This window comes from Alicycliphilus denitrificans, from assembly GCF_044792555.1.
GTDB lineage: Bacteria > Pseudomonadota > Gammaproteobacteria > Burkholderiales > Burkholderiaceae_C > Alicycliphilus > Alicycliphilus denitrificans_A.
In genome coordinates this window covers 2,841,787-2,856,310 of record NZ_CP126238.1, presented here as the reverse complement: position 1 = coordinate 2,856,310, position 14,524 = coordinate 2,841,787, and the positions used below count along the sequence as shown (strand labels likewise).

At 66.9% G+C, this 14,524-nt stretch carries 11 protein-coding genes; 5 read left to right on the top strand and 6 right to left on the bottom strand.

All coding sequences use genetic code 11. The features are described 5' to 3' along the window. The first annotated feature begins 265 nt into the window (after positions 1-265). Together phaR and rimO are read left to right on the top strand one after the other, a co-directional pair. Positions 266-805 (top strand): polyhydroxyalkanoate synthesis repressor PhaR, encoded by a 540-nt coding sequence (gene phaR / locus P7644_RS13525; RefSeq protein ID WP_404299784.1) that lies wholly within the window; start codon positions 266-268, stop codon positions 803-805. Positions 806-844: 39 nt separating this feature from the next. Beyond that, complete coding sequence (gene rimO / locus P7644_RS13520) at positions 845-2,236, top strand: 30S ribosomal protein S12 methylthiotransferase RimO (protein WP_404299783.1); 1,392 nt, start codon at positions 845-847, stop codon at positions 2,234-2,236. Between the two features lie 79 nt (positions 2,237-2,315). Here rimO and P7644_RS13515 read toward each other — a convergent pair whose 3' ends face one another. Together P7644_RS13515 and P7644_RS13510 are read right to left on the bottom strand one after the other, a co-directional pair. Beyond that, positions 2,316-2,675 (bottom strand): FKBP-type peptidyl-prolyl cis-trans isomerase, encoded by a 360-nt coding sequence (locus P7644_RS13515; RefSeq protein ID WP_404299782.1) that lies wholly within the window; start codon positions 2,673-2,675, stop codon positions 2,316-2,318. Between the two features lie 115 nt (positions 2,676-2,790). Continuing rightward, complete coding sequence (locus P7644_RS13510) at positions 2,791-3,096, bottom strand: winged helix-turn-helix transcriptional regulator (protein WP_404299781.1); 306 nt, start codon at positions 3,094-3,096, stop codon at positions 2,791-2,793. Between the two features lie 285 nt (positions 3,097-3,381). Here P7644_RS13510 and P7644_RS13505 point away from each other — a divergent pair, with 285 nt between their 5' ends. Continuing rightward, positions 3,382-4,590, top strand: coding sequence for a CaiB/BaiF CoA transferase family protein (locus P7644_RS13505; RefSeq protein WP_404299780.1), 1,209 nt, complete (start codon positions 3,382-3,384; stop codon positions 4,588-4,590). A gap of 12 nt (positions 4,591-4,602) precedes the next feature. Here P7644_RS13505 and P7644_RS13500 read toward each other — a convergent pair whose 3' ends face one another. The 3 genes from P7644_RS13500 to dnaG all read right to left on the bottom strand — a co-directional run bounded on the left by P7644_RS13500 (position 4,603) and on the right by dnaG (position 10,366). After that, a complete protein-coding gene (locus P7644_RS13500) occupies positions 4,603-5,544 on the bottom strand; it encodes a ketopantoate reductase family protein (protein WP_404303205.1) in 942 nt (313 codons plus the stop codon). Between the two features lie 201 nt (positions 5,545-5,745). Continuing rightward, entirely contained in the window at positions 5,746-8,154 is a 2,409-nt protein-coding gene (rpoD, locus tag P7644_RS13495) for an RNA polymerase sigma factor RpoD (protein ID WP_404299779.1), read from the bottom strand. 259 nt (positions 8,155-8,413) lie between these two features. Then, positions 8,414-10,366 (bottom strand): DNA primase, encoded by a 1,953-nt coding sequence (gene dnaG / locus P7644_RS13490; RefSeq protein ID WP_404299778.1) that lies wholly within the window; start codon positions 10,364-10,366, stop codon positions 8,414-8,416. Between the two features lie 84 nt (positions 10,367-10,450). Between dnaG and P7644_RS13485 the strand changes: the two genes are divergently transcribed. Further along, positions 10,451-12,103: an acyl-CoA synthetase gene (locus tag P7644_RS13485; protein WP_404299777.1), complete on the top strand. Its 1,653-nt coding sequence runs from the start codon at positions 10,451-10,453 to the stop codon at positions 12,101-12,103. 49 nt (positions 12,104-12,152) lie between these two features. Further along, complete coding sequence (locus tag P7644_RS13480; RefSeq protein WP_404299776.1) at positions 12,153-13,361, top strand: Bcr/CflA family efflux MFS transporter; 1,209 nt, start codon at positions 12,153-12,155, stop codon at positions 13,359-13,361. Positions 13,362-13,424: 63 nt separating this feature from the next. Here P7644_RS13480 and P7644_RS13475 read toward each other — a convergent pair whose 3' ends face one another. Then, the gene (locus P7644_RS13475; protein WP_404299775.1) at positions 13,425-14,477 is read right to left on the bottom strand and encodes an Ldh family oxidoreductase; all 1,053 of its coding nucleotides are present in this window, start codon (positions 14,475-14,477) and stop codon (positions 13,425-13,427) included. Positions 14,478-14,524 lie beyond the last annotated feature (47 nt).

The following is a 14,524-nucleotide window of genomic DNA, read 5'->3' as shown; positions in this document are numbered from 1 at the left end:
AAAGTGGTTCGAGTCCAATCGCGCCTACCAATGAAATCAAGCACTTACGGTAAAACGTAAGTGCTTTTTTCTTGGGCTCGTTGCAAATTCATCCTTCGGATTTCGGCCAGCTCGGTATTCAAGGCCGCCGACAAGAGATGTTGATGCCGGCGCTCATCCACCGCCATAGTGCGATCAGGGTATTCCTGTCCGTGGGGCTGGCGCGGCCTGCCTAGAATCTGCTGCACTGCAATACAAAACGGGCAAGGGACCCGAGGAGCCGCAAGTGCCAGACAACAACACCGCGCCAGAAGTCAAGTCCACGCAGCGCGTGATCAAGAAGTACCCCAATCGCCGTCTGTACGACACCTCCACCTCGACCTACGTCACCTTGGCAGAGGTCAAGCAGCTGGTGATGAAGGGCGAGTCCGTAGCGGTGCGCGATGCCAAGAGCGGCGAGGACCTCACGCGCAGCATCCTGCTGCAGATCATCCTGGAGGAGGAGGCCGGCGGTGCGCCCATGTTCAGCGAGGCGGCGCTGGCCAACATCATCCGCTTCTACGGCCATGCCATGCAGGGCTTCATGGGGGCCTATCTCGAAAAGAATGTGCAGATGTTCACCGAGATGCAGGCCAAGCTGGCCGAGCAGACGCCAGGCTTGACGCCGGAGATGTGGTCGCAGTTCATGAACCTGCAGTCGCCCATGATGAAGGGGCTGATGGGCAACTACATGGAGCAGTCGCAAAGCATGTATCAGCAGATGCAGGAGCAGATGCAAAAGCAGACCGAACAGATGCTGGGCGCCTTTGGCATCAAAAAACGCTGATAAAAATGTCGGTTTCGGCCGAACTGGGACAATACAGGGATGAGCCAAGCACTCTCCCCCACAAAAACCCCAAAAATCGGTTTCGTCAGCCTGGGTTGCCCGAAGAACCTGACGGACTCCGAACTCATCCTCACGCAGCTCTCCGCCGAGGGCTACGAAACCTCCAAGACCTTCCAGGGCGCGGATCTGGTTATCGTCAACACCTGCGGTTTCATCGACGATGCCGTGCGCGAGAGCCTGGACACCATCGGCGAGGCGCTGGCCGATAACGGCAAGGTGATCGTCACCGGCTGCCTGGGCGCGCGTGCGGATGACGGCGGCGGCAATCTCGTCAAGGGCGTGCATCCCAACGTGCTGGCCGTCACCGGCCCGCATGCCGCGCAGGAGGTGATGGAGCATGTGCACCAGCACCTGCCCAAGCCGCACGACCCCTTCCTGGACCTGGTGCCCGGCGGCTTCGGCGAGGCGGGCATCAAGCTCACGCCGCGCCATTACGCCTACCTGAAGATTTCCGAGGGCTGCAACCACCGCTGCACCTTCTGCATCATCCCGTCGATGCGCGGCGATCTCGTCTCGCGCCCCATCGGCGACGTGCTCAAGGAGGCCAAGGCCTTGTTCGAGGGGGGCGTCAAGGAACTGCTCGTGGTGAGCCAGGACACCTCGGCCTATGGCGTGGACGTGAAGTACCGCACGGGCTTCTGGGACGGCAAGCCGGTGCGCACGCGCCTGCTGGAGCTGGTGCAGGCCCTGGGCGAGCTCGCCAGGGCCTACGGCGCCTGGGTGCGCCTGCACTACGTCTACCCCTACCCGAGCGTGGACGACATCATCCCGCTGATGCAGCAGGGCCTGGTGCTGCCCTACCTGGACGTGCCCTTCCAGCACAGCCACCCCGATGTCCTGAAGCGCATGAAGCGCCCGGCCAGCGGTGAGAGAAACCTGGAGCGCATCCAGCGCTGGCGCGAGATGTGCCCCGAACTGGTGGTCCGCAGCACCTTCATCGCCGGCTTTCCGGGCGAGACCGAGGAAGAGTTCGCGCATCTGCTGCAGTTCCTGCGCGAGGCGCAGATCGACCGCGCCGGCTGCTTTGCCTACAGCAACGTGGCGGGCGCCGCCGCCAACGACCTGCCGGGCATGCTGCCGCTGGAGCTGCGCGAGGAGCGCCGCGCGCGCTTCATGGCCGTGGCCGAGGAGGTCTCCACCGCCCGGCTGCAGCGGCGCGTGGGCCAGACCCTGCAGGTGCTGGTGGACAAGTCCCTGGGCCTGGGCAAGAAGGGCGGCGTGGGCCGCAGCTGGGCCGATGCGCCCGAGATCGACGGCCTCGTGCACCTGCTGCCGCCCGAGAAGATCAGCAAGACCTACAAGGTGGGCGACTTCGTCAAGGCGCGCATCGTCGGCACGCAGGGGCATGACCTCGTCGGCCTGCCGGTGTGACCGTTTTCCACAAAAAAAGGAGCGTGTGAACCACGCTCCTTTTTTGTCAGTGTGATGCCTTCGGCGGGGCAGGGCGCTATCAGCCGCCCACGGCCAGCAGCTCCACGTCGAACTTGAGCGTGGCGTTGGGCGGGATTACGCCGCCCGCGCCGCGTGCGCCATAGCCCAGCTCGGCCGGAATGATGAGCGTGCGCTGGCCGCCGATCTGCATGCCCTGCACGCCCTCGTCCCAGCCCTTGATGACCATGCCCGCGCCCAGGGGGAATTCGAACGGGTCGTTGCGGTCGCGGCTGGAGTCGAACTTGGCGCCCTGCTTCCCGTCCTGGTAGAGCCAGCCCGTGTAGTGCACGCGCACCGACTGGCCCCGTGCGGCCTGTGCGCCCGTGCCGACGACGGTGTCTTCGTACTGCAGGCCGGAGGCGGTGGTGGTAAATGCCATGGTAATTCCTTGAGTTGATTCAAAAACAAGAGCTGTCAGCGCTTGTCCAGCAAGCGTTGGAGCCTTAAAACACCAAAACCCGCGCGGGGCGGGATGGTGGGGTCGTGCAGGTGGTTTACTTCTTTGCGCGCGCCGCAGTCCAGCGGTTGGCGAAGGCCTGCACGTCGGACAGGCGCTTGAGCAGATCCTGCCCCACGGGGGTGACGACATAGCCGTCGCTGCCGTGGTCCAGAAAGCCGGCCTCGCGCAGTTCCTTGATGCGGGTGTTGAGGGTGTTGGGCGTGATGCCGCCCACGCTGTCCTGCAGCAGGCGGAAGGTCTGCGGATGGCCGTCGCGCAGGGCCCACAGCACGCGCAGCGCGTAGCGGCATTCGAGTTTCTCGAACAGCTGAAAGACGGCGGCGTTTTCCTTGGAGCTCATGAACGCTTCTCCTTGCGCTTGGGGTGGATGATGAACGCCGCACCGCAAGCGGCGGGGCGGCGAGGTTGAAAAAACGATAGCAATATAGCGCGGAAATGGAATTGCTACAAGTTTGGTAGCTCAAGGCGTATGTCTGACTTGCGCCAGTGTCAGAAAACCTGCGATTTGGCATATTGCCCTGCACAGTCTGCCAGGTGTTGCACCAGCAGGCCGGGCTGCTGGGCCACGCCATGGCATCCTCGGCAGCATTGCCGGCCTGATACTTTTCTTGCTTATTTGTACGCTATGAATACCAATGCATCCGCTCCCGCCCGCCTGCCGCTCGAAGGCCTGCGCGTGGTGGAGTTCACCCACATGGTCATGGGCCCCACCTGCGGCATGGTGCTGGCCGACCTGGGGGCCGAGGTCATCAAGGTCGAGCCCGTGGAGGGCGACCGTACGCGCCACCTGCTGGGCGCGGGTGCTGGCTTCTTCCCGATGTTCAACCGCAACAAGAAGAGCATCGCCATCGACCTGCGCAGCCCCGAGGGGCTGGAGGTGGCGATCCGCCTGGCGTTGTCCGCCGACGTGGTGGCGCAGAACTTCAAGCCCGGCGTGATGGCCAAGTACGGCCTGGACTACGCGGCCCTCTCGCGCCTGAACGAGCGCCTGATCTACGTGAACCACACGGGCTTTCTGCCCGGTCCCTACGAGCACCGTACGGCGCTCGACGAGGTGGTGCAGATGATGGGCGGACTGGCCTACATGACGGGCCGCCCAGGCGACCCGCTGCGCGCTGGCACCAGCGTGAACGACATCATGGGCGGCATGTTCGGCGCCATCGGCGCCATGGCGGCGCTGATGCAGCGCCAGCAGACCGGGCGCGGGCAGGAGGTGGATTCGGCCCTGTTCGAGAACAACGTGTTCCTGGTCGGCCAGCACATGATGCAGTACGCGGTGACGGGCCAGCCCGCCGCGCCCATGCCCGAGCGCATCTCGTCCTGGGCGGTGTACGACGTGTTCAGCGTGAAGGACGGCGGGCAGATCTTCCTGGCCGCCGTGAGCGATGCGCAGTGGCAGACCTTCTGCGACGCCATGGGCTACGCCGACCTGAAGGCCGAGCCGCAATACGCCAGCAACAACGACCGCGTGCGCGCGCGCGCCACGCTTGTCCCAGAGCTGCGCCGGCGCCTGGCCGCGCACACGGCCGAGGCGCTGGCCGCCATCTTCGAGCGCCACGGCCTGCCGTTCGCGCCCATCCTGCGGCCCGAGCAGCTGTTTGACGACCCGCATCTCAACGCCACCGGCGGCCTGGCCGACATCACCCTGCCCGACGGCGAGTGCGCCGGCGACACGGCACGCACCACGCTCATGCCGCTGCGCCTGGGCGGCCGGCGCATGGGCGTGCGCCTGGATCCGCCGCGGCTGGGCCAGCATACGCAGGATTTGCTGGCGGGCCTGGGCTATACCGCGGAGCAGGTGGACGCGCTGCGCGCCGCCCGCGCCGTGGCCTGATTGGTTTTATGGTTAAAGCGTAGCCAGGCGGGCCGCCTCGGCCATGCGCACCAGCACCAGCAGCGCGCGGTTCACCGGCGTGGCCACGCCCAGGGCCGCGCCGCGCTGCACCACATAGCCGTTCAGGTGCGCGATCTCGGTGGGGTGGCCGCGCGCCAGGTCCTGCGCGGTGGACGAGATCTGGCCCGGCATGCTTTCCGCAATGCCGCGCACGGCGGTGTGGATGTCGCCGGGCAGCCGCACCCCGTCCGCCTGCGCCACGGCCAGGCATTCGGCTACCAGGTCGGCAATCACCGCGGTGGCACCGTCCTGTTGCACCAGCCAGCCATAGGGCCGCTGCACCATGGCCGACAGCGCGTTGTAGGCGCAGTTGATGACCAGCTTGGCCCACAGCGCGCCGCGCACGTTGTCCGACACCTCGGTGGGAATGCCGGCCTGCGCCAGCTCGCGCACCAGGCGCCCGGCTTGCGCCGAGGGTGCCAGCACCAGCTCGCCGCGCCCGAAATGCCGCACATGGCCAGTCCCCGCCATGGCCGTGGCCACATACACCACGGCCGCCGCCACGGGCTGCGCCGGGCCCAGCACGGCGCGCACGCGCTCTTCGTTGTCCACGCCGTTCTGCAGCGTCAGCACCAGCGCGCCTGGCGCCAGGTGCGGCAGCATCTGCCGCGCCGCGGCCTCGGTGTCGGTGGATTTCACGCACAGCAGCACCACGTCGGCACCCTGCACCGCGCTGGCATCGGTGCTCGCTGCCAGTGGCAAGTGGCTGTCCTGCGTGGCGGTCTGCAGCCGCAGGCCGTGGGCGCGAATGGCATCCACATGCGCCTGGCGCCCGATGAGCGTGACGCCATGCCCGGCGCGCGCCAGCAGCGCGCCGAAGTAGCAGCCCACGGCACCCGCGCCCATGACGGCGAAGTGCAGGCGGTCGTTGGGGGAAGTGGTGTGCAGCGGCATGGCGGGGACGCTTTCAAGCATGGCGGATGGCGGGACAGCTATTTTCCCCCGGCAGAGGGCTTTATGTTTGCTATTTAAAAAATAGCTTATTGCGCTTTCTGCAAAAGCGCTGAAGCTGGTTTTTGCATGAATTCAGCAAGCGCAATAAAAAACGCCCCGGCCGTGGGGCGGGGGCGTTGGCTGTGCGCGAGTGCGCGCGGCTTACAGCGAGTCGATGAAGCTGCGCAGCTTGTCCGAGCGGCTGGGGTGCTTGAGCTTGCGCAGTGCCTTGGCCTCGATCTGGCGGATGCGCTCGCGCGTCACGTCGAACTGCTTGCCGACTTCTTCCAGTGTGTGGTCGGAGGTCATCTCGATGCCGAAGCGCATGCGCAGCACCTTGGCCTCGCGCGGTGTCAGGCCGTCCAGGATGTCCTTGACCACATCGCGCAGGCCGGCCTGCATGGCGGCGTCCACGGGTGCGGTGTTGTTGCTGTCCTCGATGAAGTCGCCCAGGTGGCTGTCGTCGTCGTCGCCGATGGGCGTTTCCATCGAGATCGGCTCCTTGGCGATCTTCATGATCTTGCGGATCTTGTCCTCGGGGATCTCCATCTTCTCGGCCAGGATGCTCGCATCGGGCTCGAAGCCGAACTCCTGCAGATGCTGGCGCGAGAGGCGGTTCATCTTATTGATGGTCTCGATCATGTGCACCGGGATGCGGATGGTGCGCGCCTGGTCCGCGATGGAGCGCGTGATGGCCTGGCGGATCCACCAGGTGGCGTAGGTCGAGAACTTGTAGCCGCGGCGGTATTCGAACTTGTCCACGGCCTTCATCAGGCCGATGTTGCCCTCCTGGATCAGGTCCAGGAACTGCAGGCCGCGGTTGGTGTACTTTTTGGCAATCGAGATCACCAGGCGCAGGTTGGCCTCGATCATTTCCTTCTTGGCGTCGCGCGAGTTGGCCTCGCCCTGGTTCATGCGCTTGTTGATGGCCTTCAGCTCGGCCAGGGGCACCACCACGCGCGACTGCAGGTCCATCAGGTGCTGCTGCAGTTCCTGGATGGGCGGGATGTTGCGCTGCATTACGGCGCTCCAGGGCTTGGCCGCGGCGGCCTGCTTCTCGACCCAGGTGCGGTCGAGCAGGTGGGGCGGGAATTCCTTGATGAAGACTTCCTGCGGCATGCCGCACTTGTCCACGATGATGCGGCGCAGCTCGCGCTCCTTCTTGCGCACGTCATCCACCTGGGCGCGCACCATGTCGCACAGCTTCTCGATGGTCTTGGCCGTGAAGCGGATGGTCATCAGCTTGGCCGAGATCTCGTGCTGCACCTTCATGTACGCCGGGCTGCCGTAGCCCTCCTTGTCGTAGATCTTGTGCATCTTCTCGAACAGGGTGCGCAGCTCGTCGAAGCGCTCCAGCGCCTCGGTCTTGAGCTTCTCCAGCAGGCGCGTCATGGCCTTGGAGCCGCCCTTGCCGTCGTCATCGTCCTCTTCGTCGTATTCGTCGAAGTCCTCCTCGGCCACATAGTCGTCGGCCTCCTCGGGGTTGGAGAAGCCGTCGACCACGGTGGAGATGACCACCTTGCCCTCGCGGATTTCCTCGCCCATGTTGAGGATCTCGGCGATCGTGGCGGGCGAGGCGCTGATGGCCTCCATCATGTCCATCAGGCCGCCCTCGATGCGCTTGGCGATCTCGATCTCGCCCTCGCGCGTGAGCAGCTCCACCGTGCCCATCTCGCGCATGTACATGCGCACCGGGTCGGTGGTGCGGCCGAATTCGCTGTCCACGGTGGACAGCGCGGCCTCGGCCTCTTCCTCGGCTTCTTCCACGGTGGTGGCCGTGGGCGTGACGTTGTTCTGGAACAGGGTCTCGGCATCGGGCGTCTGCTCGTACACCGCCACGCCCATGTCGCTGAGCATGGAGACGACCACTTCCAGGGTTTCGGCGTCCACCAGCTTGTCGGGCAGGTGGTCGGAGATCTCGACCTGCGTCAGATAGCCGCGCGTCTTGCCCAGCGTGATCAGCTTCTTCAGCTGCGCGCGGCGCTTGGCCATGTCCTCTTCGGACAAAACCGTCTCGTCCAGGCCGAACTCCTTCATCAAGGCGCGTTCCTTGGCCTTGCTGATCTTCATGCGCAGGGGCTTGACCTTTTCGGCCGGGGCGGCGGCCTCGCTGGCCGCTGGCTCAGGCTCGAGCTCGCCCTCGAGGTCGGCCTCGATGTCGGACAGGTCGGCGTCATCATCCAGGCCCTCTTCCTTGGCCTTGGGCTTGCGGCCGCGCTTGGCAGGTGCCTTGGCGCTGGTCGCCTCGGCGTCGGCGGCCTTGGGCTTGCGGCCGGGCTTCTTTTTGGGCGTGTCGGCAGTGGCGTCGGCGTCGGCTGTTGCAGCCTTGGCGGCGCGTGCAGGCTTTTTCTTCAACAGTTCGTCGGCGGCTTTTTCCAGCTCGGCAGAGGATTTTGGTGATGGCACGGTTTTGACTTTCGTCGCAGCCTCGGGTGCGGCGGCGGCCTTGGGTGTGGCAGCTTGCGCAGGCGCCTTGGCGGCAGTTTTCACGGTGGTTGTGGCTTTCGAAGCGCCCTTTGCAGCGGTGCCAGAGGCGGGCTTGGGTGACTTCGCGGACTTTTGAGCGGGCATGGACAACCTCAGGGTCAAAAACGGACACACAAAGAAAACACAAGCGCCATGGGGATCGGCGCAAAGAGGCACGGCGAAGGCCAGGGTCTTCGCGGTTCGAGGGGCTGGCCCTCAGGGGCAAGATGTCTGGGCGAACATTTGGTGTGCAGTCCTTGCGGTGAGATGGGACGGTGGTGCGCTGTTGTCACGGTTGCCCGGGTCCGGAGGTGCTGCTGTCGCTCTTGCCGACAAACCTTAAATTATACCGATTTGCCAGAATTCAAGATCCGTCGCGGCCACTTCCCTCCAGGGCGCGGCGGCGCTCCTGCAGCTGGCGGTAGCGCTCCAGGGCCGTTGGATCCTGGGCCGCGGCGGCGATCAAGGCGTTTTGCTCTTGCTTGAGGGCGTCGATGAGCATGCGGTTGAGCAGGCCGCGCAGCTCGGCGCGCAGCTCGGCCTCGTCACCCTCGGTCTGGGCGTGTGCGCCGCTCATCACGCGTTCGGCCAGGGCCTGGCAGTCGCGGCCGGCCAGCGCCTCGCGCAGCACCGCCCAGGACTGGGGGCCGTGCTCGTGCAGCTGGCCCTCCAGCCACAGAAACAGCGCGCCATGGGGTGCGGGCTGCTCGCGCAGCAGGCCATGGTCTTCGTGCGACAGTTCCTCCAGAAACTGCATGTGCGACAGCAGCAGCCGCGCCGCATGGTCGGCGCGGCCGGCCAGCGGCGTGCGCGGCAGCGGCGGCTGCGCCGGGCGCTGGTCATCGCGGCGCCAACGGCCGCCCTTGCCTTTCCAGTCGCCGCCCTTGCGCCAGCTGCGGGCGGGCTGGCCGGCGGCGGCGCTGCCATGCCATGGGTCGGCGGCTTGGTAGCCCCAGGGCGGCTCCTCGCCGAACGGGGCGCCGTCTTGTGGCGTGCTGGCCGTCCCGGCATGACGTGCGCCTTCCTGCGCCCACAGCGCGGCGAGCTCTTGGGATGGCAACTGGCCCAGTTCGCCCAGCTCGCCCAGCAGCTGGCGCTTGAGGGCGCCGTCGGGCAGCGCCGCCCACAGCGGCTGGGCGTTGCTGAGCATGTGGGCGCGGCCCTCGGCCGTACCCAGGTCGCAGCCCTCGCGCGCGGCCTCCAGCAGAAAGCGCGACAGCGGCATGGCCTCGCCCACATGGCGCGCGAAGGCCTCGGGTCCGTAGGTGCGGATGAAGCTGTCGGGGTCGTGCTCTGGCGGCAGGAACAGGAATTTCACGCTGCGCGTGTCGCTGGCGTAGGGCAGGGCTCCGTCGAGTGCCTTGCGCGCGGCGCGCCGCCCGGCCGCGTCGCCATCGAAGCTGAAGACCACCTGGTCGGTGAAGCGGAACAACTTGTGCACGTGCTCGGGGGTGCAGGCCGTGCCCAGGGTGGCCACGGCGTTGGCAAAGCCGAGCTGGGCCAGGGCCACCACGTCCATATAGCCCTCGGTGACCAGGGCATAACCCATTTCGCGAATGGCGCCGCGCGCCTCGAACAGGCCATAGAGCTCGCGCCCCTTGTGGAACACCGGCGTCTCGGGGGAGTTCAGGTACTTGGGCTTGTCGTCGCCGAGCACGCGCCCGCCATAGCCGATGCACTCGCCCTTGACATTGCGTATCGGGAACATCACGCGGTCGCGAAAACGATCGTAGCGCTTGCCGTCCTCCGCGTTCACGATCACCAGGCCGCTTTCCTCCAGCAGCGGGCTGTCGTACTCGGGGAACACGCTGGCCAGGCCACGCCAGCCTTCGGGTGCGTAGCCCAGGCCGTAGCGCTTGGCGACCTGGCCCGATACGCCCCGGCCCTTGAAGTACTGGATGGCGCGCGGGGACTCGCGCAGGTGGCGGCGCCAGGACTCGCCGGCCTTTTCCAGCACCTCGCTCAAAGTGGCCTGCTTCTGGCGCTGGGCGGCGGCGCGCTCGCGCTCCTGGGGCGGAATGTCGTCCTGCGGCACCTGCAAGCCGGCCTGCTGGGCCAGGTCCTGCACTGCCTCGACGAAGCCCATGCCCGCGTGGTCCATGAGGAAGCCGATGGCATTGCCGTTCTTGCCGCAGCCAAAGCAGTGGAAGAACTGCTTGGAGGGGCTGACGCTGAACGAGGGCGATTTCTCGCCGTGGAAGGGGCACAGCCCCATGAAATTGGCGCCGCTCTTTTTCAGCTGCACGTAGCGGCCGACGATATCGACCACATCGACGCGCGCGAGCAGCTCCTGGATGAACGACTGGGGAATGGACACGGGGGTATTTTCTCTCAGTGCTCAGTCAGGCGTCAGCCGGCTTTGCTGTAATCGGCCGTGCAGAACATCTTTCACGGAGCCTTCATGAATACCCACACCATGTACGACCAGGATCTGCCGCGCAACGAGGCCAACCACGCCCCCTTGTCGCCCTTGTCCTTTATAGAACGTACGGCCGAGATCTACCCGGAGCGTCTGGCCATCGTGCATGGGGAGCTGCGCCAGACCTGGGGCGAGACCTACGCGCGTTGCCGCCGCCTGGCCAGCAGCCTGCGCCGCGCCGGCATTGGCAAGAACGACACCGTAGCGGTGATGCTGCCCAATACCCCGCCCATGGTCGAGGCCCATTTCGGCGTGCCCATGGCGGGTGCCGTGCTGAATGCGCTGAACACGCGCCTGGACCCCGAGACCATTGCCTTCATGCTCGACCACGGCGAGGCCAAGGCCGTGATCGTGGACCCGGAGTTCGCGCCCACCATGGCCAGGGCGCTGGCGCTGCGCCGGTCGCAGGCGCCGCTCTTGCTCATCGACGTGGAGGACGCCGTCTATGGCCCGGCCGGGCAGCGTGTGGGTACACAGACCTACGAGGAATTCCTGGCCCAGGGCGACCCGCGGTTCGCCTGGCAGCTGCCTGGCGACGAGTGGGACGCCATCGCGCTCAACTACACCTCGGGCACCACCGGCAACCCCAAGGGCGTGGTCTACCACCACCGCGGCGCGGCCATCAACGCCATCAGCAACGTGCTGGAATGGGACATGCCCAAGCATGCGGTCTACCTGTGGACCCTGCCCATGTTCCACTGCAACGGCTGGTGCTTCCCCTGGACGGTGGCGGCGCGCGCGGGCGTCAACGTGTGCCTGCGGCGCGTGGAGGCCCAGGCGATTTTTGATGCCATACGCGAGCATGGTGTCACGCATTACTGCAGCGCACCCATCGTGCATGGCCTGCTGGTGAATGCGCCGGCGGCCATGAAGCAGGGCGTGCCGGCCGGCGTCAAGGCCATGGTGGCTGGCGCCGCACCGCCGGCCTCGATGATCGAGGGCATGGAGCAGATGGGCTTCGACCTGACCCATGTCTATGGCCTGACCGAGGTCTATGGCCCGGCCACGGTGTGCGCCAAGCACGATGCCTGGGACGCGCTGGACATCGGCGAGCGCGCGCGCCTGAACGCGCGCCAGGGCGTGCGTTACCACCTGCAGCGCGCCGCCGCCGTGCTGGACCCCGAGACCATGCAGCCCGTGCCGCAGGACGGCGAGACCATGGGCGAGATCATGTTCCGCGGCAACATCGCCATGAAGGGCTACCTGAAGAACCCGAAGGCGACGGAGGAGGCCTTCGCGGGCGGCTGGTTCCACAGCGGTGACCTGGCCGTGCAGTACCCGGACGGCTACATCAAGATCAAGGACCGCAGCAAGGACATCATCATCTCGGGCGGCGAGAACATTTCCTCGATCGAGGTCGAGGACGTGCTGTATCGCCACCCCGACGTGCTGGCCGCCGCCGTGGTTGCCAGGCCCGATCCGAAATGGGGTGAAACGCCTTGTGCGTTTGTTGAGCTGAAGGCCGGAGCCCAGGCCACGCCCGAGGACATCGTGGCGCACTGCAAGAAGCACCTGGCAGGCTTCAAGGTGCCGCGCGCCGTGGTGTTTGGCGAGCTGCCCAAGACCAGCACGGGCAAAATCCAGAAGTTCGAGCTGCGCAAGCAGGCGGGATCGGCTGCGGCCATTGACGTCTGACAGCCTGCATCCTGCCGCCTCCCCTCACTTTCTCGCCATTCCGATACGCATGCCCGCCCCGCCCACCGCCGTGGCGCCACCGCTGTGGCTGCTGGTGCTGATCACCTTGAGCGGCACGCTGGCCATGCACATGTTCGTGCCGGCGCTGCCGGACGCGGCGCGTTCCTTCGGCGTGGGCGCGGCGGCGGTGCAGGCCACCATCAGCCTCTACATCGTGGGGCTGGCGCTCGGGCAGCTCATCTATGGCCCGCTGTCCGATGCGCTGGGGCGGCGCCCGCTGCTGCTGGCCGGGCTGGCGCTGTATGCGGCGGGCAGCATCGCCGCCATGCTGGCGCACAGCGCCACGATGCTCATCGTGGCGCGGCTCATCCAGGCACTGGGGGGCTGCGCCGGCCTGGCCTTGGGGCGCGCCATGGTGCAGGACACCAACGCCCCCCAGGAGGCCGTGCGCACGCTGGCGCTGCTCAATTTGATGATGATGGTGGGCCCCGGCATGGCGCCGCTGCTGGGCTCGGGCCTGGTGGCGCTGGGGGGCTGGCGTGCGGTGTTCGTGGCGCTGGCCCTGGCCGGCACGGCGACGCTGCTGCTGGCCTGGCGCATGGTGCCCGAGACCGGCGCGCCCACGGGCCGCGTGAGTCCCGGCGCGCTGGCGCGCGACTATGCGGCGCTGCTGCGCTCGCACAGCTTCCTGGCCTATGCGGTGGGGGGCGGCTGCGCCACCACGTCCGCGTATGCCTTCATCGCGGCGGCGCCATTCATCATCACCGGGCAGTTGCAGCGGCCGCTGCGCGACGTGGGCATATCGCTGGGCTTGGTGATGATCGGCATGGCCTTGGGCAACGCGCTCACGCGGCGTCTGGCGCTGTCCGTGCGGCTGGACCGGCTGCTGGTCTGGGGCAATGCGCTGAGCGTGGCCAGCGCTCTGGTGTTTCTGCTGCTGGAGCTCGCGGGCCATCTCACACTTGCGGCCACCGTGGGGCTGATGCTGGTGTTCGTGCTGGGCGCGGGCCTGGTCAGCCCGGCGGTGCTGTCCAAGGTGCTGACCGTGGACTCCCGCCGCGTAGGCTCGGCCGTGGGGCTATATGGCTTCGCCCAGATGGCGCTGGGAGCGCTGTTCACCATGATGGTGGGCTGGGGTTCCAACCCGGCGCTGGCATCGTCGTGCGTGCTGCTGGGCGCGGCGCTGGTCGGGCAGGGCTGCCTGCAGTTTGCGCTGCGCCGCGGCAGGCGGGGGCGTGCTGCCTCGGCTGCGGGGTGAGTATTTTTTGATAGCTGTTAACGCTTGACTGATGGGCGTTATAGGCTGTTTTTACTGATTTTCTCAGGCCTGCATGTCCGCCAGGCGCTGCAGCTCGCACCAGGTATCGGCCGGCAGCGCAATGCCGCCGCGCAGCGCCAGGGCGCGCTGGCGGTAGCGGCGCTCGCCGGGCAGGCGCGCCTGGCCCGCGCCAGCCATGGCCTGCACCAGCTCTTCGCAGCGCTGGGCAAAGCCGCGCCCGCAGTTTTTGGCCGGGTCGATGGCGATGATGAGCTCGCCCGTGTGCGGCGTCTGCGCGCCCGGGTGGCCGCTCCAGTCGAACTCGAATGAGAAGTGGCCGCCCGTGAGCGCGGCGGCCAGCAGCTCCACCATCATCGACAGGGCCGAGCCCTTGTAGCTGCTGTGTACGCCGCCAAACGGCAGCAGCGCGCCGCCGTCCAGGATGGCGCGCGGGTCTTGCGTGGGCTGGCCGTGGCGGTTCACGCCAAAGCCTTCGGGCAGCAGGCGGCCCTCGCGTGCGGCGATCTGCACGTCGCCATGGGCCATGGCGCTGGTCGCCAGGTCGAACACCAGCGGGTCGTGGCCGGCACGCGGCGCGGCAAAGGCGATGGGGTTGGTGCCGAACAGCGCCCTGGTGCCGCCGCTGGGCACCACGCAGGCCATGCTGTTGACCAGGGCCAGCGCCACCAGGCCGTCGCGCGCCAGGGGCTCCACGTCGGGCCACAGGGCGGCGAAGTGGTGCGAATTGTGGATGGCCAGCAGCGCGATGCCGTTGGCGCGCGCCTTGGCTACCAGCGCGTCGTAGGCCGCCATGTAGGCCGGCTGGGCAAAGCCGTTGCATGCGTCCACCGCCAGGTAGCCGGGCGCCACGTCTTGTACGCGGGGGATGGCGTGGCCATCCACCCAGCCACTGGCCAGGGTGGACAAATAGCCAGGGATGCGGAATACGCCGTGGCTGTGGGAACCGTCGCGCTCGGCACTGGCGCAGTTGCGGGCCAGCACCGCTGCCACCTCGGCGCTGGTGCCATGGCGCTCGAAGATGCGCGCCAGCGTGGCCTGCAATGTGTCGAAGGGAATGTGCTGCACGCCGGCTTCGGCGGTATGGGGCACGGTCATTCGGGGCTCCCGTGTTGCGGTTGAGGATGCGTTTGCGATGAAAACAG

Bases quoted from the DNA above. Each gene is read 5' to 3' on its own strand.
- rpoD (WP_404299779.1), bottom strand. From the start codon at position 8,154: ATGCCCGCTCAAAAGTCCGCGAAGTCACCCAAGCCCGCCTCTGGCACC.
- P7644_RS13485 (WP_404299777.1), top strand. From the start codon at position 10,451: ATGAATACCCACACCATGTACGACCAGGATCTGCCGCGCAACGAGGCC.
- P7644_RS13510 (WP_404299781.1), bottom strand. From the start codon at position 3,096: ATGAGCTCCAAGGAAAACGCCGCCGTCTTTCAGCTGTTCGAGAAACTC.
- P7644_RS13505 (WP_404299780.1), top strand. From the start codon at position 3,382: ATGAATACCAATGCATCCGCTCCCGCCCGCCTGCCGCTCGAAGGCCTG.
- P7644_RS13515 (WP_404299782.1), bottom strand. From the start codon at position 2,675: ATGGCATTTACCACCACCGCCTCCGGCCTGCAGTACGAAGACACCGTC.
- P7644_RS13475 (WP_404299775.1), bottom strand. From the start codon at position 14,477: ATGACCGTGCCCCATACCGCCGAAGCCGGCGTGCAGCACATTCCCTTC.
- P7644_RS13500 (WP_404303205.1), bottom strand. From the start codon at position 5,544: ATGCCGCTGCACACCACTTCCCCCAACGACCGCCTGCACTTCGCCGTC.
- rimO (WP_404299783.1), top strand. From the start codon at position 845: ATGAGCCAAGCACTCTCCCCCACAAAAACCCCAAAAATCGGTTTCGTC.
- P7644_RS13480 (WP_404299776.1), top strand. From the start codon at position 12,153: ATGCCCGCCCCGCCCACCGCCGTGGCGCCACCGCTGTGGCTGCTGGTG.